Here is a 25,462-nt window from a genome sequence, read left to right on the forward strand (position 1 = left end):
ACAGGTTTCTTGTGTACCAAAATACGGTTAATAAATTATGCAAAATACGCAAGCCAAAGAACGGACGTCATTAGCGACCAGAATGCCCGATGCGTTTGTCATTCTGTTTTTTGTCGTGGCTCTTGCCAGTCTGTTAAGTCATGTCATTCCGGCAGGTTATTTTACAACACATGAAGTGACACACCTTATTGAAGGACAACCTCACCCTCGACAGGAAATTGATCCAGACAGTTTCCAGTTAAGTGATAAACAACAACAAGGTGCGGTGCTATTTGCAGACCAAGGCGGGAATGGTTTTTTAAATTATGCATTTGAAGGATTGGTATCGGGTGACAAATGGGGGTCTGCCGTCGGCGTCATCGCGTTCATTCTGATAGTGGGCGGATCCTTTGGCATTATTATGCATTCCGGTGCAGTAAATAACGGGATCATGGCACTTATCAGCCGGTTTCAACACACGGACAAATTCATTCTTCCACTGATGTTTTTATTGTTCTCCTTTGGGGGCGCAGTATTTGGAATGGGTGAAGAATCAATTGCCTTTTGTATCGTTTTAACCCCCCTCATTATTGCCCTTGGCTATAACGCAATAACATCAGTACTAATCACTTATATCGCGACACAAATCGGATTTGCTACGTCGTGGATGAATCCTTTTAGTGTGGCTATCGCACAAGGAATTGCAGATGTGCCGTTAATGTCTGGCAGCATGTATCGTATCGGTCTTTGGCTACTATTTACCACACTCGGTATGATTTTCACTTTACGCTATGCCTCTGTCGTCAAGTCAGCACCTGAATCCAGTGCCAGTTATGACGCTGATGAATATTTTCGTCGTCAACACAGTCAGGAAATTAAAACTGATTTAACAATTACCGATAAGCTGATTCTACTAACATTGGTCAGCGGTATTATCTGGGTTGTTTGGGGGGTAACGTTCCAGCAGTATTATATCCCGGAAATTGCCAGCCAATTTTTTGCCATGGGAGTGGCGGTTGCGGTCATTGCCAATATCGGCAAACGAATGACCATGAATCAAGCGTCATCAGCCTTTCAGCAAGGCGCTAAAGATTTGTTGCCAGCAGCGTTAATTGTCGGCATGGCGAAGGGAATTGTGTTAATTCTAGGTGGTGATGACGCCACCACCCCATCGGTACTCAATACCTTACTGCACTATGCAGGTGACGGCATGGCCCATTTACCAGCAGCATTGTCGGCGTTTTTTATGTTGTTATTTCAATCTATTTTTAATTTTTTTATCGCCTCTGGATCGGGTCAGGCAGCCTTAACTATGCCGCTGATGGCACCTTTATCCGACTTGGTTGGCGTATCACGACAAACGGCCGTATTAGCATTCCAGCTGGGTGACGGCTTGACCAACATCATCATTCCCACTTCAGCCTCACTCATTGGTTGTCTGGGCGTGGCGAGAATCGAATGGGTTATCTGGGCCAAATTTATCTATAAACCTATGCTGGCTTTGTTTGCTATTTCCTCCGCCGCAGTGGTTATCGCAGTTATGGTGAATTATTAATGAATCAACTTATCTTAATTGAACAAATAGAGGTATACGCTCCGGAATACCTTGGAACCCAAGATGTTCTAATTTGCGGCAATCAAATCGCAGCCATCGAACCAGAACTAAGTATTGAGACACCTATGCTGACGCGCATTAACGGTCGCGGAAAATTATTGTTTCCAGGCTTGGTCGATAGTCTGGTGCATATCAGTGGGGGCGGAGGAGAAGGTGGCTTTCATACCCGGACGCCACAAATGACACTGACCGATGCCACAGCTGCCGGTGTAACAACCGTAATTGGTGCGTTAGGCACCGATTCTGTGACTCGTACCTTGCCAGATTTGCTTGCCAAAGCCCATGGCTTGGAAAATGAAGGTTTATCGGTATATTGCTACTCGGGTTCTTATCAGGTTCCAGTTAAAACAATAACCGGTAGTGTTGAGCAAGATATTATTTTTATCGACAAAATGATTGGCGTGGGTGAAGTCGCTATTGCCGATCACCGCTCGTCACAACCCACTATCCATGAGTTAGCCCGTATTGCGTCACAAGCCAGAGTAGCGGGCATGTTATCCGGGAAAAAAGGAATTGTAAGTATCCACGTTGGTGAAGGTGAATCACAATTAACTATGTTACAACAAGTGATTGAACAAACGGATATTCCTGCCCATCAATTTTATCCCACCCATATAAACCGGAATCAATCATTGTTAGATGCGGGGATTAGCTGGTGTAAACAAGGAGGTGTAATTGATTTTACCACATCCACCAACGAACAATATTTAGCTGAAGGCGAAATCCCGGCCGCATTAGCGTTAGCCAAAGCGTTGCAAGCCGGAGTAGATATCGCACAATTAACCATGAGTTCCGATGGCAATGCCAGCTTACCCGTATTCGATTCAGAAGGACATTTAACCGGATTAGAAGTAGGAAAAGTGGCCAGTTTGTATGAGGCAGTAAAACAGGCGGTGACACAATATAACGTCAGTTTATCCGATGCATTAAGCGCTGCCACACTTAGCCCAGCAAACATTTTAGGCTTAACTCAAAAAGGACGAGTATGCCCCGGTACGGACGCTGATTTGCTAATTGTGAACGCCAGTAATCTCAATATTGAATCTGTTTATGGTAAAGGCAAGCTGTTAGTTGAACAGGGAATGCCTGTGTGCAAAGGTACGTTTGATTAGGTTCGCTGATGTTGACATCGCCAGCAAATATCAAAACTGGCGGTGTTAACCTCATTACACTCGGGGCAGATCCAGTCACACTGCCCCTCGCCTTTATTCTGTATTGCCTGCACTATATTTTGTGCTTGTGTCATCCATTCTTCATCGGTGATCCATACTTCTGGCCAGCAATCAAACGGGGATAGATCCCCTGCGGCACCTATAGCGAATTCATTTTTGATACAGCAAGGAATCCCTTTTTGATCTAATAACTCTTTGATATGCCAAACCATAAAACGATCTTCACTGCTAAATAATTTGAGCATAGTCAACGTCCTTAGCCGTTAATCACTATCAATTGACACACCGCTGAGCGATCCCATACTGGAGCCTTCACCGGTGTCCAACTTAATCATCAAACGTAAATCATTGGGTGAGTCTGCACAGTGCAATGCGTCATCAAGGTTTATCACACCTTGTTTATACAAATCGTATAACGCCATATCAAAGGTTTGCATGCCTTGCTCTTTGCCTTTTTGCATGGCTTCTTTTAAGCCACCAATTTCATTACGCTGAATCAAGTCCCGTACAAAAGGTGAATTTAACAATACTTCTATCGCTGCTACACGACCTTTACCGTCTTTGGTCGGCACCAACTGCTGTGCCACAATGGCACGCATATTCAAACTTAAATCAAAACGTAATTTGTCATGCTGATCTTTGGGCGCTAAATGCATAATCCGTTCAATCGCCTGATTAGCATTATTAGCGTGCAAAGTAGCCACACATAAATGACCGGTGTCGGCAAAAGACATAGCATATTCCATGATTTCCATCGAGCGGATTTCACCAATCAGGATCACGTCCGGGGCCTGACGTAGCGAACTTTTTAGTGCATCGTCAAACGACTGGGTATCGATCCCCACTTCACGTTGAGTGACCACACAATTGGCATGTTCATGCACAAATTCGATAGGATCTTCGATAGTCAGAATATGCCCACGGGAATTCTGATTGCGATGCCCCATTAACGCGGCCAAGGAGGTGGATTTACCGGTGCCAGTGGCCCCCACAAACAGCACCAACCCGCGTTTGGCCATAATAATATCTTTTAGAATTTCCGGTAATCCCAAATCGTCAGCCTTGGGAATTTGCGTCACAATGCGGCGAATAACCATACCGGGCAGATCCCGTTGCCAAAACGCACTGACCCGAAAACGACCTATCCCCTCGCGGGCGATGGCGAAATTACATTCTTTAGTCTCGGCAAACTCGGTTTGCTGCTTTTCGTTCATGGCGCTATCGCATAAGGCTTGCGCTTGTTCAACACTCAACACTTGCTGGGTAATCGGTGTCATCTGGCCATTAATTTTGGCACTCACCGGAAAACCGACCGTGATAAACAAATCTGAGGCATTGGTTTCGGCCATTTGCTGCAAAAAAGGGGTTAAGTCCACTTTATTAACTCCTAAAATTTAGGTTGTTTATCAATCGATTTAGCCGCCGCATCCTGAGCACTAATTTGACCAGAGCCGACTAAGCGCTGTAAACACTGATCCATGGTTTGCATACCATGTGCTTGACCGGTTTGGATTACCGAATACATTTGCGGCACTTTATCTTCCCGGATCAAGTTACGAATAGCCGGAATGCCAATCATAATTTCATGGGCGGCAACTCGTCCTCCGCCGATTTTTTTCAGCAAGGTTTGCGAAATAACCGCCCGCAAGGATTCGGATAACATCGAACGCACCATAGATTTTTCTTCTGCCGGGAACACATCGATGATCCGATCAATGGTTTTAGGGGCAGAGTTAGTATGCAAGGTACCAAACACCAAATGGCCCGTTTCAGCCGCTGAAATTGCCAATCGAATGGTTTCTAAATCCCGTAGTTCGCCCACCAGAATCACATCCGGATCTTCCCGTAAAGCGCTGCGCAAAGCATTATTGAAACTATGGGTATCGCGGTGTACTTCCCGCTGATTAATCAGACTTAATTTATTTTCATGTACGAATTCGATGGGGTCTTCAATGGTCAGAATATGTTCACGTTTATGCGCATTAATATGGTCAACCATTGCCGCCAAGGTGGTACTTTTACCCGACCCTGTCGCGCCGGTCACTAATACGATTCCGGTTGGTTGATTAATAATATCTTTAAATATTTGTGGAGCACCAAGCTCATCTAGCGTGAGTACTTTACTAGGGATAGTCCGCAATACTGCCGCAGCACCACGATTTTGTACAAAAGCATTAACCCTAAAACGGGACAGATCTTTTACTTCAAAAGAAAAATCCGTTTCCAGATTTTCTTCATATTCTTTGCGTTGCTGGTCATTCATAATTTCGTACACCAGCGCATGTACTTGTTTATGATCCAGCGGTTCGATATTCAAACGACGCATTTCACCATCTACCCGAATAATGGGCGGTAGTCCTGCCGAAAGGTGCAAATCCGAGGCGTTATTTTTGACACTAAAAGCCAAAAGTTCGGTAATATCCATAGCCACTCCAATAAGATCCAATTCAAATTCTATACAACCGCAAAAACATTATGAAAACAATAGCAGAACAGCTTCAATCCGTATATCAAGCCATACATAACTACTGCACTCAATCCGCGAGTGAACAGAAAGTAAACTTACTAGCGGTGAGTAAAAAACATTCTGCACAAGCTATTCGCGATGCGTACCAAGCGGGACAACGGGCTTTTGGGGAAAATTATGCTCAGGAAGCAGCCACTAAAAAAGCTGAACTAACTGATTTGACCGATATTGAATGGCATTTTATCGGCCCTATTCAATCGAATAAAACACGCCTGATTAGCGAAACATTTGATTGGGTACAAAGTCTGGATCGTGAAAAAATAGCACGACGTTTAAATGAACAGCGTGATCCAGCGCTGCCAGCGTTAAATATTTGTTTGCAGATTAATATCAGTGATGAAGACAATAAATCAGGTATCCATCGAGATGAATTGTTTGCGTTGGCTAAAACAGTCGACTCGTTGCCACATTTAACCTTGCGGGGCCTAATGAGTATTGGTTCAGCAACCGATGACCCGCATTTGCAGCAAGCCGAATTTAGCCAAATGTACGACTTATTCATTCAACTCCAGCAACAATATGCGTCGGTTGATACTTTATCGATGGGCATGTCCGGAGATTGGCAACTAGCCATCAAATCTGGCGCAACTATGATACGCTTAGGCACGGCTATTTTTGGAACTAGAGATTAGGAAACAAGATTTTTATGCAACACAGAACTATTGCCTTTATTGGCGCAGGTAACATGAGTCGCAGCATCATCAGTGGTATGGTATCCAGTGGCTATCCGGCCCAAATGATCACCGCCAGCAATCCATCAACGCCTAAATTAGACGCGTTATCCGCCGACTTTGGAATTCAAACCACCACCGATAATCTACAAGCGGTGCAGCAATCCGATGTCGTCGTGTTGGCAGTTAAACCGCAATTAATGGAGAAAGTTTGTGAGCATCTTCAACAAACCGACTTGTCCAATAAACTATTTATTTCCATTGCTGCCGGCATCCAACAACAACGTTTACAACAAATGCTCGGTGGTAACTATAAATTGGTTCGCACTATGCCTAATACGCCCAGCTCACTGGCTAAAGGCATGACTGGTCTATATGCTGATAGCGCCATCAAAGCTGATGATCGCCAATATGCCGGTGATTTATTAAAGCAAGTGGGTGAAATTTTATGGGTTGAAGATGAATCGATGATTGACGGAGTGATTGCGGCAGCAGGTTCAAGCCCGGCGTATTTCTTTTTGTTTTTACAATCCATGCAAGAAGAGGCCATGCGCATGGGATTTGATAAAGATGCCAGTCGCTTGCTAGTGCAACAAGCTATGTTAGGCACCGCTGAAATGGTTTGTCACAATCCTCAACTTGAATTAAGTGAGTTGCGCGCCCAAGTTACGTCTAAGAACGGCACAACAGCTGAAGCTATTGCCAGTTTTGAAAACAGTGATCTTGCTGGTGTGGTCAGCAAAGCGATGCAAGCAGCTGTGACTCGTGCTAAACAAATGTCTGATTTATTTTAATTATCTCGTATTAGGAATAGACCAATGAGTGCCACTCATTTTTTAATTGATACCATCTTTAATTTGTATTTAATGGTTGTGCTGTTGCGCGTTTGGCTACAATTGGCACGGGCAGATTTTTATAATCCCTTTAGCCAGTTTGTGGTCAAGGCGACCCATCCGTTAATTGGTCCAATGCGGAAAATACTCCCCTCATTAGGCAATATCGATACCGCCTCTATTGTGCTGGCGTTAGTGGTATCAGGATTAAAAATCACCTTAATTGAACTGGTGGCGGGTGCGGGTGCGATTAACCTTATCGGGATTGCCATTGGCGCAGTAATAGTTACGCTGCAACAAGCTTTTCAACTGGTATTTTATATTGTGATTATCCGTGCAATTCTGAGTTGGGTCAGCCAAGGTTATAATCCGTTCGAGGCCTTATTAAGCCAACTTACCGAACCGATGTTAGCTCCGATAAGAAGAATTATTCCTCCAATTGGAGGTTTGGATCTATCGGTATTATTTTTAATCATTGCCCTGCAATTTATCCAAATCCTCATGGGCGATCTGTTTGCTAGCATACTACGCTTATAATGATTCCAGACTGACAGGAGCCCCGTTATGACAAGAGGCATTAAATCACTTCTAACATTGCTATTGCTGGCTTGCTCTGTTGTTCATGCAGAACAGTTTAAAACCTTGGATAACTGGGATGTGCACTATATTGTGCTGCCCAGTACCTTTATTACACCTGAAATATCCAAAGCCTATGGTTTACAACGCAGTAAATATCAATCTCTGGTTAATATTTCGGTATTAGACAGCCAAACCAAGGAAGCTCAATCGGTGGTGATTACCGGTACCGCCAAAAATTTACTGGGGCAAGTTCGCCAACTGGACTTTCAGGAAGTCAAAGAGCAACAAGCAATTTACTATCTGGCGCAGTTCACCCTTGATAACGATGAACTGTGGCGTTTTGAAATTACGATTCGTCACGGCAATGACAGCCAGACCCTCGCCTTTAAACAGAAGCTTTATGTAGAATAAAGTAGGTTTCCCCTGAACAACTGTGCAGGGGAAGCAAATCAATCAGGCCTGTTCTTTACGACAAAAAACCAGTTCCGTGGCAGATGATTGCTGATCGTTATATGTATAACCTTGCGCATCAAATTCCTTTAATTCACTTACCTGGGTAAGTTTATTCTGAATAATGTAACGCGCCATCATACCTCGGGCTTTTTTGGCGTAAAAACTAATGACTTTGTATTGCCCGTTTTTCTGATCTTTAAACACAGGGGTGATAATTCGACCTTGTAACTGGTCTTTTTTTACTGATTTAAAATATTCGTTCGATGCCAAGTTAACCAATACATCAGAATGTTGCTGCTTGAGTACCTCATTCAGTTTTTCGGTGATTCTCGTTCCCCAAAACTGATAAAGATCTTTACCGCGACGAGTCGTGAGCTTTTTGCCCATTTCCAATCGATAGGGTTGCATCAAATCCAGTGGTTTTAATAGTCCATATAAACCGGACAAAATACGCAGATGTTGCTGGGCAAAGTCAAAATCTGCTTCACTAAAGCTACTGGCCTCTAATCCGGCATATACGTCACCATTAAAAGCCAATACGGCCTGTTTGGCATTATCTGGGGTAAAAGGTTGCTGCCATGACCCAAAGCGGGCAGCGTTTAAGCTAGCCAGCTTGTCACTGATACTCATCATACTGGCAATCTCTTGAACTGACAGTTTTTTACATTTATCAATGAGTATTTGTGACTGTTCCAGCATGTCAGGCTGGGTATAGTTATCGGTAGTAGGTGGAGATTCATAGTCTAGATTTTTGGCAGGTGATACCACAACAAGCATGTATGTGACCTTTATTAGATGAGATTTAGGTTAAAGCCTGATCATACCAATCCACGCGTTGAATTAACACTGACACGGCCAATCCACTAATGATGCTGACTGGCTTGTAACGCGCTTAGCCAGTGCTGATGAACGTTGTTGTCATAAGCGCACAATATCACTTTACGTATGCTGCTATGGCTAGCACAGGCTTCAGTAATGGCGTTAACCGCGATCTTGCATGCCTGATCTAACGGATAACCATAAACCCCACAACTAATAGCGGGAAAAGCTAATGAACGGATGTGATGCTGTTCCGCCAGTGCAATACTATTACGATAGCAACTCGCCAAAAGTTCCGGTTCACCATGCTGTCCATCCTGATAAACCGGCCCGACAGTATGGATAATATAACTCGCCGGTAATAAATAGCCTTTGGTTAACTTGGCCTGACCGGTTTCACAGCCGTTTAACTGCCGGCACTCGTCTAGCAATTGCGCACCGGCAGCGCTGTGAATAGCACCATCCACACCGCCGCCTCCCAATAAAGAGGTATTAGCAGCATTGACGATAGCATCCACCTGAAGCTGACAAATATCACCCTGTAGTAAAGTCAGTTTGGCGCTCATAAAATTTCCTGTTATGTCTTATAGATAACTAGTTCTGTGCTACATGAACGAATTTAGTAATAATATAGAGATGAATCAGCATGGTGACTGTTATCAAAGTACGATAAATTACCCCAATGTTTTCAACATTAATAGGAACAAATCAATGGCAAACCAATTAGAGAGTTTAAAAGCCCTCACGACTGTTGTAGCAGATACCGGTGATATTGAAGCAATCAAGAAATACCAACCCGTCGATGCGACCACCAATCCATCTCTTTTACTTAAAGCCTCCGAAATGGAGCAATATCAACCGCTAATTGACCAAGCCGTAGCATGGGCAAAAGAACAATCCAGCGATCCCGAACAGCAATTAATTGATGCAGGTGACAAACTGGCCGTGGCAATTGGTGCCGAGATAGTCAAAATTGTCCCAGGACGCATTTCTACTGAAGTGGATGCCCGTTTATCTTTTGACACCGAAGCGACCATTAAAAAAGCCCACCGCTTGATTGAGTTATATCAACAAGCGGGTGTGAGTAAAGACCGCATCCTGATTAAAATTGCCTCGACTTGGGAAGGCATTAAAGCCGCTGAAGTGCTGGAAAAAGAAGGAATTAACTGTAACCTGACGTTGTTATTCGGTTTCGCTCAGGCCGTTGCCTGTGCTGAAGCGGGTGCTTATCTGATTTCTCCTTTTGTGGGCCGTATTCTGGATTGGTACAAAGCCAGTACCGGTAAAACCGATTACACTGCCAGCGATGATCCGGGCGTCATTTCAGTAACTGAAATTTATCAATATTATAAAGATCATGGCTATGACACGGTGGTCATGGGCGCAAGCTTCCGTAATACCGGGGAAATCATTGAACTTGCCGGGTGTGATCGTTTAACTATCGGCCCAAGCCTACTGGAAGAGCTGGCCAACAGCGACGCTCCAGTGGTAGCCAAACTGGTTGACAAAGGTGCCACTAAAACTCCTGGTGCAAAATTAACCGAGCAAGCATTCCGCTGGCAGATGAACGAAGACGCGATGGCGACCGAAAAATTATCTGAAGGGATCCGTAATTTCGCTGCCGATCAGGTAAAACTGGAAACTCGGTTAAAAAACCTGCTGTAATTGACCATTAATATAAAGGATTGTTCACCTTCATGATTCTCTATTTGTGAGAGATGCAAATGAAGCGTCAACAATCCGATATAATTTGATAAAATATAGGGCATAGCATTGCCCTTTTTAATTTCTAATTCAGGAACTCACTATGACATTACTTTCTGCTACACCAGCTTGGCACAATTTACAGAAGCTGGCTGATTCCCTTCAATCTCAACATATGCGTGACTGGTTCGCAGCCGATCCGAAGCGGGCAGAAAAGTTCAGTATTGAAAGTTGTGGTATTTTTCTGGATTACTCTAAAAACCGGATTAATGATGCGGTTTTACAAGGTTTGTTTGATTTAGCCAAACAACAAAATGTTGAAGCCAAGCGCGATGCCATGTTTGCCGGTGAGATTATCAACGCCACCGAACAACGAGCGGTACTGCATACGGCATTACGTAACTTTTCTGACCAGCCTGTATTAGTAGATGGTAAAGACGTGATGCCTGAAGTGCGTGATTGCCAACAAAAAATGCAACAACTGGTAAGTAAAATCCACTCTGGTGAACACAAAGGTTATACCGGCAAGTCAATTACCGATGTCGTTGCCATTGGTATCGGTGGTTCATTTTTAGGCCCTAAAATCATGTCAGAGGCGTTAAAACCTTATTGGCATAAAGGTCTTAAAGTGCATTTTGTGGCGAACGTAGATGGTTGTCATATTGCCGATGTATTGGCAGAGCGCGATCATGAACAAACCTTAGTGCTAATGTCATCCAAATCCTTTACCACTCAGGAGACCTTGCAAAATACGCTCACGGCTAAAGACTGGTTCCTGAATCAAGGGGGGTCACAACAGGATATTGCGCTGCACTTTATGGCGGTGTCTTCCAATATTAAAGCCGCAACTGAGTTTGGGATTGCGGAGGATAATATTTTCCCAATGTGGGATTGGGTAGGTGGCCGTTACTCTTTATGGTCCGCGATAGGTTTACCTATTGCATTAGCATTGGGCTATGACAACTATCAAGCCATGCTAAAAGGCGCCTTTGCCATGGATGAGCATTTTAAAACCGCCCCACTGGAACAAAATTTGCCGGTTATTATGGGATTATTAGGCAGTTGGTATATCAACTTTTTTGGCGCGCAAAGCCACGTATTGTTGCCTTATTACCATTATATGCGCGGGTTCCCCGCCTATATTCAACAATTGGATATGGAAAGTAACGGTAAATCGGTAACCACTGATAATGACGTGACCGATTATGCTACCGGCCCGGTCATTTGGGGCAGTGAAGGCACCAACGGTCAACATTCTTTCCATCAGTTAATTCACCAGGGCCAGGTATTGATTCCAGCTGACTTTATGCTGCCATTAAATGTGCCTAACTCTGCCGACCCACATCACGCCATGCTGGCATCAAACTGTTTTGCCCAGTCACAAGCCTTAATGCAAGGCAAAACCTTAGAGCAAGCTCAGCAAGAGTTGCAAGCGAGCGGAAAGTCTGACGACGGACTCGCGCAGCATAAAGCTATGCCAGGCAATAAACCCAGTAATACTTTGTTATTTGATCAACTTGACCCACATACTCTCGGTGCATTAGTCGCCTTATATGAACACAAAGTATTTGTTCAAGGTGCCATTTGGGGTATTAACTCATTTGATCAATGGGGTGTTGAGCTAGGTAAAGTGATGGGAAATCAAATATTAGATAAGCTACAAGATAAAAATCAAGCATGTGATTTTGATAGCTCAACCAATCATTTAGTCGAGCGTTTTAGACGAGCCAACTAACATCATTGGACGACGATGAGCGGCAAGGTCAGTGTGATCACTGTACCTTGCTGTAATTCCGATTCAACCTCAATATCTCCCTGTAAACGATTTTTAACCAAATTAAAAATAATCGACAAACCTAAACCACTGCCACCTAAACCTCTATTGGTGGTGAAGAAAGGCTCAAAAATTTGCGATAAGGTTTCACGGTCCATACCACAACCATTATCTGCAAACCGGATTGCTACTTTTTCATCCTGATAGTCTAGAGACAGCGTGATTTTATTGCCGTTATTATGCTCAAACGCATGAATACAGGCGTTATTCACCAAGTTTGTCATAATTTGTGCGATTGCGCCGGGATAAGACCGCATCGCAATGCTCTCTCCCGGCAAAAAGTCCATCTGAACCGAATGAGGCTTTAAAATAGGATTTAAGCTACTTAATACCACTTCAATATAAGAACGTAATTCAAATTCCACTATTTCGACCACATTCTGATCCACCGCGGTCTGTTTAAAGTTATGGATCAACGATGCTGCACGATGAATATTGTTATGAATCAACTCCATCGATTCGGCTAATTCATCCAAACGTTTCGACATTTTCGTTTTGGTTAGAGTATTTTGCTCAAATTCAGAACGTAATTTTGCTAATACATACTGGCTATGACTATTACCGGTAACGGCTATACCGATGGGGGTATTCACTTCATGGGAGATCCCCGCCACTAATCGTCCCAAGGCAGCCATTTTTTCACTCTCAATCAAGTTCTGCTGCATGGCTTTGAGTTCATCCAGTGAGTTAGTCAGGCGTTCAGTACGTTGACTCACCTTTCGTTCCAACTCCTGATTACTTTTACGTAATTTTCGCTCGTATTGGTTACGTTCATGAGCGCTGATAGCGCGGCCGAACAAATCGGCAACACTGGCACAAAAATGTTGCTCATCCTCATCCCAGTGTTTGGCTGGACCAATATTTTCTGCACACAAAATACCAATCATCTCACCACGGTGCCGAATAGGACAATCCAACATTGAACTAATATTTAAGGGTTTAAGATAAGACTCGGCAAATTCAATTGTGTGCGGATTAGTCTGGGCGTCGTTAGCCACAATCTTGCGATCCGTATCAAGCGCGGAAAAATATAAAGGGTAATCGATCCGTTTGAGTAACAGACCTTCTTGTTTTAAATCATGGTGGGTATCAATCAATAAGCGACATTGAATCGCGTCCAGTTCTTTATTGAACAACCAAATACCTGCTCGTTTTATCTTTAATCCTGCCATTGTTGACGCAACAATTAAGTCAGCAGCGGCGTCCAGATCACCGGCATCAATCAATGAAGAACGGGACACATCTAATAAAATATCTTCTAATTCATGCCTCATCACCCTTCCCTATAACTTGTCCTTGTTAGGCTAATATACAGACTTTAAGCTAAGTTTTATAAATATCAATTACTTATAACTTGGCCATATTGACCATAGTAAGAATAGCAACTCTCATAAAAACGTCATACTCCGTTAATATTATGTAAATAAAACTATTTTACTTTAGGCCTTCCTATGGTATACCAATATAGCAGTTTCATCTGAAGGAGATCAGTGTGGATAAGTCAAGTTTAATGTCAATGTTAGACCTGGAAACTCGCTCAGCGAAAACCAAAAAGAAAAAGCGCAAATGGAGAGAAATTGAAGCAATACATGATCAGTATCGTTTAAGAAAAGAACTAGAAGAAATTGATTCACTGAACGAACTGGATACATTGGAAATGTCGATGTAAACACCAAGCCCCGCATAGTATGCGGGGCTTTTTTGTATATATCCACTGGATATTACAAACGCCAGTTAATCGGCTGTTTGCCCTGCTCGGCTAATAATTTGTTAGCTTGGGAGAAGTGTTTACAACCAAAAAATCCGCGATACGCAGATAATGGTGATGGATGAGGGCCGGCTAATACATGATGCCGCTGCTTATCAATAATACGCCCTTTCTTTTGGGCATGGCTTCCCCATAGCATAAATACCAAGCCTTCAGTGTGCTGATTAAGTTGTTCTATGACCTTATCAGTAAATCGTTCCCAACCGATTTTGCTATGGGAATGAGCTTGACCCCGCTCGACAGTGAGCACCGTATTAAGCAGTAATACACCTTGCTCAGCCCAAGACTGTAAATAGCCATGAGAGGGTATTTGAAAACCTTCAATATCCGTTGCCAGCTCTTTGTACATATTTTGCAAAGAAGGGGGAGCAGGTATATCGGGTTTGACTGAAAAACATAAACCATGCGCCTGGCCTGGCCCATGATAAGGATCCTGCCCTAAGATCACGACTTTTACCTTATCTAAGGGCGTTAATTTAAAAGCATTAAACACGTCTGCAGCCGGGGGGTAAACTTCAACTCCCTCAGCGCGACGTTGCTGCACAAAAGCCATGATCTGCTGAAAATAATCTTGCTGTTTTTCACTTCCCAGCAGTTCACTCCAGTCCATCATGATTGAATATTCAACTCACGATACAAATAGTCTTTAAGTAAACCAAAGTCATTATCCAACTCAACGGATAAAATTTCTTTACCCGCGCACTCCGCCAATTCTGGAGGTAAGCTGATTGGTTGACCTAATACATTTTCAACGCTTTCTTTGAATTTGGCAGGATGAGCCGTCCCCAGGAAAATCCCTGTTTGCCCTTCGGTTAACTGCTTAGTTAACGCTCGGTAAGCCACTGCTGCATGTGGTTCACTGACATAACCTAGTTGAGCAAGCTGCTTCATGGCCAGCTGGGTATAATCTTCATCAACCGCCTGGCCACTTAATACATCTTTATCCAAATAATTAAATTCAAACAAGGCTTCAATACGCGGCCAATTATTAGGTTGACTCACATCCATTGCATTAGACATGGTCGCCACGGTAGGTTCGGGAGCCCATTCGCCTGTTTTCAAATAACGGGGAACCGTATCGTTGCTATTGGTCGCGGCAACAAAATGTTTGATCGGTAATCCCATAGTTTTAGCTAACATGGCCGCGGTTAAGTTACCAAAGTTACCGCTAGGAATAGAAAGAACCACATCGTTACGTTTATCTTTAGGGATCTGCGCAAAGGCTTCAAAGTAATAACAAATTTGCGCTAATAAACGACTGATATTAATTGAATTCGCCGAGTTAAGATGAATATCATCACGCACTTTTTGATTATCAAAAGCCGATTTAACTAATTGTTGGCAATCATCAAAATCTCCATTGATCGCCACGGTACGTATATTGTCACCCAAAGTGGCAAACATTTTTTCCTGTAACAGGCTGATTTTACCTTTTGGATACAGAATAACTACCCGGATATTCGCTAGCCCATGAAATGCGTGAGCAACCGCAGCGCCGGTATCACCTGATGTAGCTGTTAAAATAGTAATGGGTCGGTCACCAGCAATTTTAGCTAAGCATTGGGCCATAAAGCGGCCACCAAAATCTTTAAACGCTAACGTTGGGCCATGGAATAATTCCAGACAAAAAACATTATCGTCAACCGCAACTAAAGGAGCGCCAAAACTAAATGCGGTACTAACAATCTCACTCATTTCTGCTGGTGTTAGTTCATCGCCAATCAAGCGACTTAAAATAGTACTACTACGAGTTACAAGATCTTGTTCCAGCAAAGCGTCTATATCATCAAATTTCGGTATCTCAGCTGGAAAAAACAAGCCCTGATTATTACCCAAACCTTTTTGCAAGGCCTCTGAAAAACTTACTCGTTGGTTAGTGTCTTTTAAATTAAACAGTTCCAAATTCTTTACCTTCACTACATATTGATCCGTTTGGATCTAATTTACATATATGGCTAAATCCATCATTACTTTGTATGTAATGACTGGCCAAAAATTGTTGAATTCGTTCAGCATGAGCCAAATCATCAGTGACTGCAAATACCGTTGGCCCGGAGCCGGAAATACCGAATGCCAAGGCGCCATTTTGCATGGCAAATTCACGACTTTGATCGAATCCCGGTAATAGGGATTTACGATAAGGTTCGGCAATCACATCGGTCATCATCGAAGCGGCCAAAGCTCGGTCCCCTCGGTGCAATGCATCCACGAATACCCCTAATTGACGACCAAACTTAATGCTGTCGGCCAAACTAATCTGTTGGGGTAAGATTTTGCGCGCAGCCGCCGTAGAAACGCTTAAGCCAGAATAACAACTTACCCAATACCAGTCCGCAAAGATAGGTAATTGAGTGGCAATTTGTTCACCCTGCTCGATCATTAAGGTCATGCCACCCAAATAGCATGGGGCAACGTTATCATAGTGCACACTACCGCTGATTTGACCTTCCAACTCGCCCATCATCAATAACATCTGATTTGAGCTAAAAGGGCTACCGTAAAATTGATTTAGCGCATCAAATGCTGCCACGATTGAGCTAGCGCTGGATCCCAACCCACTACCGATTGGCAGGTTCTTGCTCAAGAGCATTTTTGCTGGACCAGCGGCCATTTGATGCTGTTGTAATTGTTGCTGAAAATAATGATAGGCATGAGCCACTATATTATCAGCCAAGCTGCCGGGCAATTTATCGGCAAAACGGCCGGTGACTTGTAGAGAAAACTCGTTGGCTGCTGATACGGTCACTTCGTCTCCCAACAGGCTGCCGTCCAGAGGTTTTAGTGCCGCACCAAGAATATCAAAGCCCAAGCTAACGTTACCGATAGAGGCAGGCGCATAGGCTTTTACGGGCATTCGCTGAGCCATTATATCTCCTGCTTCCACGGTAATGTACGCATCACGTCGGCAAATACTCCAGCTGCTGTCACAGCCCCACCCGCACCATAGCCGCGGATAACAAAGGGTAACGGACGGTAATACTGACTATGAATAGCCAACGCATTTTCACCATCCTTAACTGCATGTAACGGATGCGTAGCGTCCACCTTATCAATAAACACTTTACATTTTCCTTGCTCAATTTGGCCGGTATAGCGCAACACTTTACCTTCTTTAGCCGCATTGGAGACTTTATCCTGAAACGCTTTATCTAATTGAGGCAGTTTTTGCATAAATTCTTCAACACTGCCGCTGGCATCAAAAAAGTCAGGTAACACTGATTCAATTTCAATATCTTTTAATTCCATTTTCATGCCCGCTTCACGAGCCATAATCAACAGCTTGCGTGCCACATCCATGCCGCTTAAATCATCGCGAGGATCGGGTTCGGTAAAACCATTCTTGCGGGCAACGGCCGTCGCTTCGGATAAACTCAAGCCTTCTTCTAACTTACCAAAAATGAATGATAGTGAACCGGATAATATACCTTCAAAACGTACTAATTTGTCACCTGCATAGATGAGCTTTTGTAAATTTTCAATAACCGGCAAACCTGCTCCAACCGTGGTTTCATATAAAAATTGACGACGAGTATTGAGTGCAGTTTCACGTAGTTTATTATAAAACTCCATGCTACTTGTATTAGCTTTTTTATTCGGTGTAACCACATGAAAACCAGCTAACATAATTTCAACATATTGGTCAGCAATAACGTTGCTGGTAGTACAATCAATCACCACCGGATTAACCAAACTGTTAGCTTGAGAAAATTGCTGTAAAAGTTGAATTGAAAAACGTTTTTCACTATTAAGTAGTGCAGCTTTCCAATCACTATTCAGATCGATGCCGCCACTTTGCAGCAGGAGATGTTGGCTATTGGCAATACCATAAACTCGCAACCGGATATTACGCGCCAATAATTGCTCTTGCTGACGGGAAATTTGTTGCAGTAACTCGCCTCCAACCGTTCCACAGCCAACTAAAAACGCATCGATGGTATGCACATCGGAAAAGAAATTATGATGCACCACTTTAACCGCTTCTTTGGCTTTACGACTTTCAATCACCGCCGAAATGGAACGCTCAGACGAGCCTTGTGCAATGGCCACAATGTTAACTCGAGTTTGGGTTAGTGACGTAAAAAAGCGCGCTGCCAGACCTTGATGTTTGCGCATACCGTCACCAACTAACGAAATAATCGCTAAGTCTTCACGTAGCTCAATTGGCTCCAGTAACTGATTAGCCAACTCAAGCTCGAATTCATCATGCAATAAATCATGTGCCCGTTGCGCATCTTTACTGTAGATACAAAAACTGATGCTGTATTCAGATGATGATTGGGTAATGAGTACAATTGAAATATTAGCATTAGATATGACCTCGAAAATACGACTAGCCATACCAACCATCCCTTTCAATCCGGGACCTGCCACATTAAACATTGTTAGGTCTTCCAGATGGGAAATACCTTTTACACTGGTCCATATTTCACTAGGTTGATTGCTAATTAATGTGCCGGGAGCAGAAGGATTAAGAGTATTTTTAATCAGGCAAGGAATATGGTGTTGAGCAATAGGACCAATCGTTTTTGGATGCAGTACCTTGGCTCCAAAATAGGATAGTTCCATGGCCTCCTGATAAGTAAGCTTATCGAGTAATACCGCCCCTTCCACCTGATTAGGATCAGCATTGTAAACCCCATCAACATCAGTCCAAATTTCACAGCACTCAGCTTTTAAGCAGGCGGCTAATATTGCGGCTGAATAATCAGAACCATTTCGGCCCAGGGTGACTTTTTCTCCCTGATGATTGACTGCCACAAAACCAGGCATAATTAATACTTCATCTTCGCCATATTCAAAATCTGCAAAGCGGGCGATGCTCGTACTCATATCCGCGATACTATCCAGATATTCACCTTCAGCCACCACATATTGAGTCGGCTCGACAATCTGATTAGCTTGCCCTGTAGCAGATAACAGTTGGCTAAATATATTAACGCTTACATATTCCCCTAAGCTCAAGATCTGAGCAGTAATAGGATCGGGACTACAGCGTAATAATTGGATACCGGCAAGTTGGCTTTCTAAACCTTGTAACTTTTCATCAATAAAAGCCTGTAATCCCGGCGCATCAAAGTCACTTAGTTCATTTTTAATATCTGCCACAATGCCGGTCAACGTCATACGTAACTTGGCAAGCAATTCAAGATAATCATTACCTGCGGCTGCTTGTTCAACTAACAAAGATAACGCATTTGTGACCCCTTTGGGGGCGGAAAGTACAACTGCAGCACCAGATTCGGTATGAATGGTGTGGACGATGTCCCTGACATTTAAATAACGTCTAGCATCTGCTAACGACGACCCACCAAATTTTAAAACTTTCATCTGCTGCTCCTGCTCTTTTGTGTTGTCTATCTTAAATCTAAACCATCAAAAAATAACTAAAAACACTTAGTATGTTTGGCTTCGATAAATACTTATTAAGCCTAAAAAAAAACCCGCTTCCTAGTTAGGTCGCGGGCTTTAATAATTTAATCTACGCATTAGCCAGCGACAACCACCCTTGTATGGGTAATCGTTGTCATCATAATGGTAATGGTACGGATCATTGTTTTCATGAGTTGTAATCTGCCGTATAGACGTCTAGATGTCAACAGCTTATCGGGAACAAGTTAGATGATTTTTAATAATTATTCACTTTTAACCCTAATTCATTCATTTTTAAGTGCAGTTTCATTTTTTCATATAGCGCAATTAGCCTTATATATAGAATGACGCATCGGGTGTTCTGCTGGGATTTGGCGAGTGACTAAAAAGTTTCAACAAGTTATTCATCAAACCTAAGATTGTGATTAATTTTAAGCTAAAAATGCTGTTTCGGTTTTCAGTTAGTCCAGTGTGCGTCGATATCGAAGTATCGCTATTGCAGTTAAAATAATGGTGAATAATAAAATGGCGTATAGTTCATTGGTTAAATCTGGCAGTTGCGCCCCTTTTAGCATGACTCCCCGGACAATTCTCAAGAAATGAGTTAAAGGTAATGTTTGGCCAATGTACTGTGCCCAATCCGGCATGCCACGAAACGGAAACATAAAACCAGATAACAATATCGAGGGAAGAAAGAAGAAAAAGGTGAGTTGCATTGCTTCCATTTGTGATTTGGCAATAGTCGAGAACGTAAACCCCAACGCCAGATTAGCCACGATAAAAATCCCTACTCCCACCGTCAGTAACATCACCGAACCGGTAAAAGGAACGGTAAAAACATAATGTGCGGCCAATAGCACTACCAACGTCTGTACTATCCCCACTAAGGTATAGGGCATAATTTTACCTAACATCACTTCGGAAGGTTTGGCAGGCAATGCCAGCAAGTTTTCCATCGTACCCCGCTCGGCCTCGCGGGTCATCGCAATCGCGGTGATCATGACCGATGTCATAGTCAGGATAACCCCTAGTAATCCGGGCACAATATTGTATTGGGTAATCCCTTCAGGGTTATAGGAGCGATGTAACACCACATCAACAGGAGGTGGATCGGCTTTAAATTGTGCCAGTGTGCCAACTAACTCATATCGAAGCGCCTGATTAACTATGGTACTGGCACGGGAAACCGCATTGGAAGACGCCGAAGGATCGGTTGCATCAGCTTCAATCAATAACTGTGGATGCTCCCCCCTTAGCAGCTTACGGGTAAATCCGGCCGGAATGGTCACAATAAACGCTACCTTTCCCTGAATAAGCAGGTTTTGCCCTTGTTCCGCATTAGATGACGTTGTCACCAACTTAAAATAGCCGGAATTTTCCAAACCAGCGAGAATGGTTCTGACAATGGGTGTTTGTTCTTCTGCTTGCACCGCAGTTGGAAGGTGTTTGGGATCAGTATTAATCGCGAAACCAAATAAAATAAGCTGCACGACAGGGATCACCAACATCATCGCAAAGGTTAATTTATCGCGACGCATCTGGATCAATTCCTTAATAAAGATGCCGCTGACGCGAGAGTAACTCCCTTTTATCCAGTTCACTTAGTGCTGCCTGTTGTCTTGTCCGGCTTTAGCCATCAAGGAAATAAACGCATCTTCCAGCGTTGCATCAACCTGCGAAGATTGCATATTACTTTTGATATGTTTATCAATGGCATTTTTAATCTGTTCTGATTGGGTGCCACTAACATGCAACGCGGCGCCAAAATATGCTGCATTTGACACCCCCGGCTCGTTGCGAATTGCATCAGCAACAGTTCTAACTTCATTACCCCGTATTTGATAGGTGACGATATCGGATTGTTCGATAATATCCGCCACTGTCCCTTGAGTGAGTAATTTTCCATTAGCCAGATAAACAATACGGTCACAACGCTCAGCCTCATCCATATAATGAGTCGATACCAACACGGTTAAACCCGCTAGCGACATCCGGTGGATTTCATCCCAGAAATCACGCCGCGCTTGCGGATCGACTCCCGCAGTTGGTTCATCCAACAATAAAAGTTTAGGATTGGACATGGTAACGGCGGCCAAAGCTAGTCTTTGTTTCCATCCGCCAGACAAAGCTCCGGCCAGTTGCTTTTGACGATTGGACAGTCCCAAATTCTCTAGTGTTTCATCCACTTTTTGTTGCATATTGGGAAGTTGATATAGGCGCGCCACAAATTCCAGATTTTCCCGAATGGTTAAATCTGTCCAGAACGAAAACCTCTGCGTCATGTAGCCGGTTAAATCTTTGATTTGAGCACTTTGTTTTAAAATATCAAAACCAAGACAACGTCCTTCTCCCTCAGTAGGCTTAAGCAAACCACAAATCATTCTGATGGTGGTGGTTTTACCCGATCCGTTTGGTCCCAGAAATCCCCACACCTTGCCTTTCGGCATCTGGATATCAACACCATCCACTGCTGTTTTATCATCAAAACGTTTAACTAAACCTTTAACATCAATTGCCAGTTCGGTCATTTGCGCCTAACCTCAACGGGCAGTCCCGCTGGCAGATTCACCGGTTTTTCCGGTCTGGCCTCTAGCATAAATATCAGTTTCTGACGTGATTCAGCGGTATAGATTACTGGCGGAGTAAACTCGACATGATCTGCAATAAAACTGATTTTGGCATCAATGGGTTGAGTCTGGTTATCCGCCTCGATAGTGATCCTGTCACCCACCTTGAAGTTAATCAATTGTGCTTGCGGAACGAAAAAACGGATTTTAGTTGCCTGAGGGGTAATTAATGCTAAAACCGGAGAGCCAGCGGTAACATATTCGCCCTGATAATGAATAAGATCGTCAACTAAACCGCTGACTCGGCTAGTAATATTACGTTGTTGTAAGTGCCAGTTTGCTTGATCAAGGGCCGCCTGTGCCGCACGCCTGTTAGCATTTGCGGCAGCTTGTTGAGCTGGTCGCGCCGCCAGTTTGGCTACGTCGATATTTGCACCAATAGTTTGTCTACGCGCATTAGCCATTTTAAAATCAGCAATGGCTTTATCACGTTGACTGGCAGGCACTAGTCCTTGCTTGAATAGTGCGATAACCCGAGTTTGTTCTTCTTCTGCCAGTGTCAAAGCCGCTTCTGCTTCGCGCTGTTGTGTATATAAAGCATCAAGCTCTTTCTGCCTGGCTCCAGTAGTCAAATCGACCAGCTGGGACTGAGCCTGCTCTAGCTTGGCATTTGACTGTGCTACTTCATCCAGTTGCAGTTCATTATCCAACTGAAATAACGCTTGGCCCTTTATTATTTCATCCCCTTCCTTAACAGTTAATGCTTGAATCCAGCCTGACTGAGGGGCAGAAACATAGACAAAATCGGTTTCAATATAACCGGTATAGGACGGTGCTTTCTCATCAGGCTGACAACCCAATATCCCCCCGGCAACCACTATTACGAATGTAAATTTTAAACATGACCGAAGCTTGTTCATCATTTATCACCAGTCGTGTTTTTTAAAGCGCAGAAAAGAGCTTCCTGATGAGCCAAAAACAATCCATCCAAATCCACGTTAGTTTTACTGCTTTGGTCAAAAACAACTTGCCAAATTGCCGATAGCACAACTGGCGCAATAACAAGTCTGGCAGTTAAAGACGGATTATCCATGCGTAATTCTCCTGACTCAACACCGCGCTGTAAAATGGCAGTGATAGTATCCAATACTCTCTCGACAACCTGTTCTCTGTAACGGCTTACCAGTTCAGGAAACACGCCCGCATCAGCAATCAGTATTTTCATCATTTTAGGAAGTTTTGAATGTCTCAGAATTTGAGGCGCCATTTGACAAAACTGTTTTATCGCCTGACAGGCTGACTGCTGAGTGGCTTTTATTGCGTCAACTTCCTCAACATTGGGTATGGCAACATTATCAATCAATGCACTGAATAACGCCTCTTTCGATTTAAAATAAAGATAGAGAGTTCCTTTACTCAAACCAGCTCTGGCAGCAATATCATCCATCCGTGCCGCTTTATATCCTTTATCAAAAAATTCATCCAACGCTGACTCAAGCAGAATTTCACGCCGCTTGTCTTTTGCCATTGCTGTTCTGGCTCTCTGCATCTGGATACTTATCTAACTGACTGGTTAGTTAATTAAAGTTCAGTCGTATCAATCTGTCAAACAATGCGACATAACGATAATTCGGTCAGAAAAACTGGATTAGAAGGATTGGTTAATTAAATCAATGAATAGTTGCGGTTGTGAAAATTGGAATAAATGTTCCCTACTGTCGACCTCGATATAACGGCCATTATCAGCCGCTTCAACCAATGATTGGTAGTACTGTTTAGCATCCGTCTGCCACTTGGCTAATCCGGCTTTTTCGTCAGGATCTTCACTGGCTTCGATGTAGCTTTTTTCGAACTGAGTATCAATAATAATCAATGGAATGGTTGGTGGAAAACTGACTGCCGCCGCGGCCTCCAGATCTTGGCCATAAATGGCTATTTCCTTAAACATGTTAAGTTGATTTTGAATATTCAGCCGTTTGTCAAACATTGACTGCAGATAGCTCCAGTCCATATCCGGATCATCACCTACCAATTCGCGTAGGTGGCTCAATTCCCCCGCATTCTTTTGCTCCACTCTCGAGGTATATTTTCCCTTGGAAACATAGTCAAGGTAGTCCTGTTGATTGTCCACAAAAGGTTGAGCATCTCTCTTATAGCGGTTTATGGAATAGGGTGTCAGCACATCAGGGTCTATCAATATAACCTTCTTAACTCTATCTGCGTGCTCATGGAGATACAGGTTGAGCGCATTATTTGCGCTGGCAAAACTGACTATAGTTAAATTTTCCAACTCCATTTTTTCAATAAAAAAATGCAGATCCCGGGAAAAGTGCTGATACCCAACCGGTGCATTGTCAACTGCATTGACTTGCCCCACTCTATCTAGAGCAAAGACTGGCCATTTTTTTGCCAGTTTAGGCGCTAATCCTGCCCACCAGGCAGAATCGGAATGCCAAGTATCACTAGGGCCTGATAACATTAAAATAACTTGGCTATTATCTGAAGCTGAATCGGATTTCCATTCAGCAAAATGAAGTGGGTGACCATCGATAACAACGTTATGTTCGGCCATCTGAACGCCAAATACAGAAAAACATTTGCACAACGGCAACAACAACATAACAGATAAATAGCGTGATCTTGTCATTATGCCCTAATCAATTCAGGGCTTGAGCAAAATCCGTATTTTTGAAGAATATTTTCAATACGTATTTGATCGACAGGTTTATTAATAAAGTCCAGAGCTCCTAATTTCATCACTCGCTCCTGCATCTGGGGTTGTATATCACCTGAGACAACTAAAACATAAGTCTCAATTTTTTCTTCTCGAATAGCCTCTAGAACTGCAATCCCATCCATTTCAGGCATAGTGAGATCCAGAAATAATAAGGCAATATGACGATTGCGCAGGATTTCCATCGCCTGAAAACCATTCTCAACTGAATGAATTTCAACATCCCAATTCTTCGGTAAACTGCGCAAGACCATTTGTCTTGCGAGATTCGAATCATCACAAACAAGGATGGGAAAACTCACTTTCCTTTATCCATTTTACGATTCTCATAACGTGGTAGTGGAAAACATTCTACCCAGATAATGTTTTGATGCAATATAGGTTATTAATTCAAAGTTTAAATTCGTTCCGGACGAGTTGGTCACATGGGGGTAAATGGCGTCTCGAGTCGAGCACCGCTCGGCTAGCCATTTACGGGAGGCCGTGGATGGCCGACCTGGAGATTGCTTCAGGGAGGAATGACAGATGGCAGGTTAAACCTGTTGATAGACTCGCCACAGCCCGATGGGTTGGGTTTCCCCATGGGATTGGTACTGTGCGGCAGCGCTTAGAGGAGGGATATCCGTCACAGACTTGCAGGATGTCCCTTCTGGAATGTGAAGCAATAAAAAAGGGCTACCCTGACGGATAGCCCTTTCTCTAATTGGGAGTCTGGCGGTGTGCTACTCTCACATGGGGAAACCCCACACTACCATCGCCGCTAATACGTTTCACTTCTGAGTTCGGAATGGGATCAGGTGGTGCCGTATCGCTATGGCCGCCAGACAAAGACGGTTA

The 25,462-nt window shown here is 43.4% G+C and carries 25 protein-coding genes and 1 rRNA gene; 9 read left to right on the forward strand and 17 right to left on the reverse strand.

What is annotated here, in order from left to right:
- Positions 1-37: 37 nt before the first annotated feature.
- Both yfcC and iadA read left to right on the forward strand, forming a co-directional pair.
- The gene (gene yfcC / locus ACTD55_RS11870) at positions 38-1,534 is read left to right on the forward strand and encodes a putative basic amino acid antiporter YfcC (protein WP_438864545.1); all 1,497 of its coding nucleotides are present in this window, start codon (positions 38-40) and stop codon (positions 1,532-1,534) included.
- Positions 1,534-2,706, forward strand: coding sequence for a beta-aspartyl-peptidase (gene iadA / locus ACTD55_RS11875; protein WP_438864546.1), 1,173 nt, complete (start codon positions 1,534-1,536; stop codon positions 2,704-2,706). Before yfcC ends, iadA begins: the two co-directional genes overlap by 1 nt.
- On the opposite strand, the gene ACTD55_RS11880 is transcribed toward iadA, so the two are convergent.
- Genes ACTD55_RS11880 through ACTD55_RS11890 form a run of 3 tightly spaced genes read right to left on the reverse strand, consistent with a single transcriptional unit; the run spans position 2,703 to position 5,191 of the window.
- Complete coding sequence (locus ACTD55_RS11880) at positions 2,703-3,011, reverse strand: putative signal transducing protein (protein WP_438864547.1); 309 nt, start codon at positions 3,009-3,011, stop codon at positions 2,703-2,705. The genes iadA and ACTD55_RS11880 overlap by 4 nt on opposite strands.
- Before the next feature lie 18 nt (positions 3,012-3,029).
- Positions 3,030-4,142: a PilT/PilU family type 4a pilus ATPase gene (locus tag ACTD55_RS11885; RefSeq protein ID WP_438864548.1), complete on the reverse strand. Its 1,113-nt coding sequence runs from the start codon at positions 4,140-4,142 to the stop codon at positions 3,030-3,032.
- Between the two features lie 11 nt (positions 4,143-4,153).
- Complete coding sequence (locus ACTD55_RS11890; RefSeq protein WP_438864549.1) at positions 4,154-5,191, reverse strand: type IV pilus twitching motility protein PilT; 1,038 nt, start codon at positions 5,189-5,191, stop codon at positions 4,154-4,156.
- A 50-nt stretch (positions 5,192-5,241) separates the two neighbouring features.
- Here ACTD55_RS11890 and ACTD55_RS11895 point away from each other — a divergent pair, with 50 nt between their 5' ends.
- From ACTD55_RS11895 to ACTD55_RS11910, 4 genes are read left to right on the forward strand one after another with little or no spacing between them, the layout of a single operon-like run.
- Positions 5,242-5,925: a YggS family pyridoxal phosphate-dependent enzyme gene (locus ACTD55_RS11895; protein WP_438864550.1), complete on the forward strand. Its 684-nt coding sequence runs from the start codon at positions 5,242-5,244 to the stop codon at positions 5,923-5,925.
- Between the two features lie 14 nt (positions 5,926-5,939).
- Complete coding sequence (gene proC / locus ACTD55_RS11900) at positions 5,940-6,758, forward strand: pyrroline-5-carboxylate reductase (protein ID WP_438864551.1); 819 nt, start codon at positions 5,940-5,942, stop codon at positions 6,756-6,758.
- Positions 6,759-6,782: 24 nt separating this feature from the next.
- Entirely contained in the window at positions 6,783-7,334 is a 552-nt protein-coding gene (locus tag ACTD55_RS11905; RefSeq protein WP_438864552.1) for a YggT family protein, read from the forward strand.
- Between the two features lie 27 nt (positions 7,335-7,361).
- Positions 7,362-7,787: a DUF4426 domain-containing protein gene (locus tag ACTD55_RS11910; RefSeq protein WP_438864553.1), complete on the forward strand. Its 426-nt coding sequence runs from the start codon at positions 7,362-7,364 to the stop codon at positions 7,785-7,787.
- A gap of 42 nt (positions 7,788-7,829) precedes the next feature.
- Here ACTD55_RS11910 and yaaA read toward each other — a convergent pair whose 3' ends face one another.
- Together yaaA and ACTD55_RS11920 are read right to left on the reverse strand one after the other, a co-directional pair.
- Positions 7,830-8,606: a peroxide stress protein YaaA gene (yaaA, locus tag ACTD55_RS11915; RefSeq protein WP_438864554.1), complete on the reverse strand. Its 777-nt coding sequence runs from the start codon at positions 8,604-8,606 to the stop codon at positions 7,830-7,832.
- An 86-nt stretch (positions 8,607-8,692) separates the two neighbouring features.
- A complete protein-coding gene (locus tag ACTD55_RS11920) occupies positions 8,693-9,214 on the reverse strand; it encodes an O-acetyl-ADP-ribose deacetylase (RefSeq protein WP_438864555.1) in 522 nt (173 codons plus the stop codon).
- 145 nt (positions 9,215-9,359) lie between these two features.
- On the opposite strand from ACTD55_RS11920, the gene tal reads away from it, so the two are divergent.
- Positions 9,360-10,313, forward strand: coding sequence for a transaldolase (tal, locus tag ACTD55_RS11925; RefSeq protein WP_438864556.1), 954 nt, complete (start codon positions 9,360-9,362; stop codon positions 10,311-10,313).
- Positions 10,314-10,455: 142 nt separating this feature from the next.
- On the forward strand, positions 10,456-12,087 hold the full coding sequence (gene pgi, locus ACTD55_RS11930; RefSeq protein ID WP_438864557.1) for a glucose-6-phosphate isomerase: 1,632 nt from the start codon (positions 10,456-10,458) through the stop codon (positions 12,085-12,087).
- Positions 12,088-12,089: 2 nt separating this feature from the next.
- On the opposite strand, the gene ACTD55_RS11935 is transcribed toward pgi, so the two are convergent.
- Positions 12,090-13,460 (reverse strand): ATP-binding protein, encoded by a 1,371-nt coding sequence (locus ACTD55_RS11935; protein WP_438864558.1) that lies wholly within the window; start codon positions 13,458-13,460, stop codon positions 12,090-12,092.
- A gap of 218 nt (positions 13,461-13,678) precedes the next feature.
- Between ACTD55_RS11935 and ACTD55_RS11940 the strand changes: the two genes are divergently transcribed.
- Positions 13,679-13,855 carry a DUF3545 family protein gene (locus ACTD55_RS11940; RefSeq protein ID WP_438864559.1) on the forward strand — a complete coding sequence of 59 codons (177 nt, stop codon included), beginning with the start codon at positions 13,679-13,681 and terminating at the stop codon, positions 13,853-13,855.
- Positions 13,856-13,907: 52 nt separating this feature from the next.
- Here ACTD55_RS11940 and ung read toward each other — a convergent pair whose 3' ends face one another.
- From ung to rrf, 11 genes are all read right to left on the reverse strand, one after another.
- Complete coding sequence (ung, locus tag ACTD55_RS11945) at positions 13,908-14,567, reverse strand: uracil-DNA glycosylase (RefSeq protein WP_438864560.1); 660 nt, start codon at positions 14,565-14,567, stop codon at positions 13,908-13,910.
- Positions 14,564-15,856 (reverse strand): threonine synthase, encoded by a 1,293-nt coding sequence (gene thrC / locus ACTD55_RS11950; RefSeq protein WP_438864561.1) that lies wholly within the window; start codon positions 15,854-15,856, stop codon positions 14,564-14,566. The genes ung and thrC overlap by 4 nt, the downstream gene beginning before the upstream one ends.
- On the reverse strand, positions 15,843-16,820 hold the full coding sequence (gene thrB, locus ACTD55_RS11955) for a homoserine kinase (RefSeq protein ID WP_438864562.1): 978 nt from the start codon (positions 16,818-16,820) through the stop codon (positions 15,843-15,845). Before thrB ends, thrC begins: the two co-directional genes overlap by 14 nt.
- Positions 16,820-19,282, reverse strand: a complete 2,463-nt coding sequence (gene thrA / locus ACTD55_RS11960) for a bifunctional aspartate kinase/homoserine dehydrogenase I (RefSeq protein WP_438864563.1) — start codon at positions 19,280-19,282, stop codon at positions 16,820-16,822. The genes thrB and thrA overlap by 1 nt, the downstream gene beginning before the upstream one ends.
- 503 nt (positions 19,283-19,785) lie before the next feature.
- Entirely contained in the window at positions 19,786-20,925 is a 1,140-nt protein-coding gene (locus ACTD55_RS11965; protein WP_438864564.1) for an ABC transporter permease, read from the reverse strand.
- A complete protein-coding gene (locus tag ACTD55_RS11970) occupies positions 20,926-21,852 on the reverse strand; it encodes an ABC transporter ATP-binding protein (protein ID WP_438864565.1) in 927 nt (308 codons plus the stop codon).
- Entirely contained in the window at positions 21,849-22,814 is a 966-nt protein-coding gene (locus tag ACTD55_RS11975; protein WP_438864566.1) for an HlyD family secretion protein, read from the reverse strand. The genes ACTD55_RS11970 and ACTD55_RS11975 overlap by 4 nt, the downstream gene beginning before the upstream one ends.
- Positions 22,811-23,440 carry a TetR/AcrR family transcriptional regulator gene (locus tag ACTD55_RS11980; RefSeq protein WP_438864567.1) on the reverse strand — a complete coding sequence of 210 codons (630 nt, stop codon included), beginning with the start codon at positions 23,438-23,440 and terminating at the stop codon, positions 22,811-22,813. Before ACTD55_RS11980 ends, ACTD55_RS11975 begins: the two co-directional genes overlap by 4 nt.
- Positions 23,441-23,539: 99 nt before the next feature.
- Positions 23,540-24,463 carry an alpha/beta fold hydrolase gene (locus ACTD55_RS11985; protein ID WP_438864568.1) on the reverse strand — a complete coding sequence of 308 codons (924 nt, stop codon included), beginning with the start codon at positions 24,461-24,463 and terminating at the stop codon, positions 23,540-23,542.
- Between the two features lie 74 nt (positions 24,464-24,537).
- Positions 24,538-24,927: a response regulator gene (locus ACTD55_RS11990; RefSeq protein WP_438864569.1), complete on the reverse strand. Its 390-nt coding sequence runs from the start codon at positions 24,925-24,927 to the stop codon at positions 24,538-24,540.
- Between the two features lie 407 nt (positions 24,928-25,334).
- Positions 25,335-25,450: ribosomal RNA gene (rrf, locus tag ACTD55_RS11995) — 5S ribosomal RNA — on the reverse strand.
- Positions 25,451-25,462: the final 12 nt, after the last annotated feature.

The organism is Neptunicella sp., from assembly GCF_048268085.1.
In the GTDB taxonomy this organism is placed as follows: Bacteria; Pseudomonadota; Gammaproteobacteria; order Enterobacterales; family Alteromonadaceae; genus Neptunicella.

Bases quoted from the DNA above. Each gene is read 5' to 3' on its own strand.
- ACTD55_RS11910 (WP_438864553.1), top strand. From the start codon at position 7,362: ATGACAAGAGGCATTAAATCACTTCTAACATTGCTATTGCTGGCTTGC.
- thrA (WP_438864563.1), bottom strand. From the start codon at position 19,282: ATGAAAGTTTTAAAATTTGGTGGGTCGTCGTTAGCAGATGCTAGACGT.
- ACTD55_RS11970 (WP_438864565.1), bottom strand. From the start codon at position 21,852: ATGACCGAACTGGCAATTGATGTTAAAGGTTTAGTTAAACGTTTTGAT.
- iadA (WP_438864546.1), top strand. From the start codon at position 1,534: ATGAATCAACTTATCTTAATTGAACAAATAGAGGTATACGCTCCGGAA.
- ACTD55_RS11975 (WP_438864566.1), bottom strand. From the start codon at position 22,814: ATGATGAACAAGCTTCGGTCATGTTTAAAATTTACATTCGTAATAGTG.
- ACTD55_RS11985 (WP_438864568.1), bottom strand. From the start codon at position 24,463: ATGGCCGAACATAACGTTGTTATCGATGGTCACCCACTTCATTTTGCT.
- proC (WP_438864551.1), top strand. From the start codon at position 5,940: ATGCAACACAGAACTATTGCCTTTATTGGCGCAGGTAACATGAGTCGC.
- ACTD55_RS11980 (WP_438864567.1), bottom strand. From the start codon at position 23,440: ATGCAGAGAGCCAGAACAGCAATGGCAAAAGACAAGCGGCGTGAAATT.
- ACTD55_RS11890 (WP_438864549.1), bottom strand. From the start codon at position 5,191: ATGGATATTACCGAACTTTTGGCTTTTAGTGTCAAAAATAACGCCTCG.
- thrB (WP_438864562.1), bottom strand. From the start codon at position 16,820: ATGGCTCAGCGAATGCCCGTAAAAGCCTATGCGCCTGCCTCTATCGGT.
- ACTD55_RS11880 (WP_438864547.1), bottom strand. From the start codon at position 3,011: ATGCTCAAATTATTTAGCAGTGAAGATCGTTTTATGGTTTGGCATATC.
- ACTD55_RS11935 (WP_438864558.1), bottom strand. From the start codon at position 13,460: ATGAGGCATGAATTAGAAGATATTTTATTAGATGTGTCCCGTTCTTCA.
- pgi (WP_438864557.1), top strand. From the start codon at position 10,456: ATGACATTACTTTCTGCTACACCAGCTTGGCACAATTTACAGAAGCTG.
- yfcC (WP_438864545.1), top strand. From the start codon at position 38: ATGCAAAATACGCAAGCCAAAGAACGGACGTCATTAGCGACCAGAATG.
- tal (WP_438864556.1), top strand. From the start codon at position 9,360: ATGGCAAACCAATTAGAGAGTTTAAAAGCCCTCACGACTGTTGTAGCA.
- ACTD55_RS11895 (WP_438864550.1), top strand. From the start codon at position 5,242: ATGAAAACAATAGCAGAACAGCTTCAATCCGTATATCAAGCCATACAT.
- yaaA (WP_438864554.1), bottom strand. From the start codon at position 8,606: ATGCTTGTTGTGGTATCACCTGCCAAAAATCTAGACTATGAATCTCCA.
- ung (WP_438864560.1), bottom strand. From the start codon at position 14,567: ATGATGGACTGGAGTGAACTGCTGGGAAGTGAAAAACAGCAAGATTAT.
- ACTD55_RS11920 (WP_438864555.1), bottom strand. From the start codon at position 9,214: ATGAGCGCCAAACTGACTTTACTACAGGGTGATATTTGTCAGCTTCAG.
- ACTD55_RS11905 (WP_438864552.1), top strand. From the start codon at position 6,783: ATGAGTGCCACTCATTTTTTAATTGATACCATCTTTAATTTGTATTTA.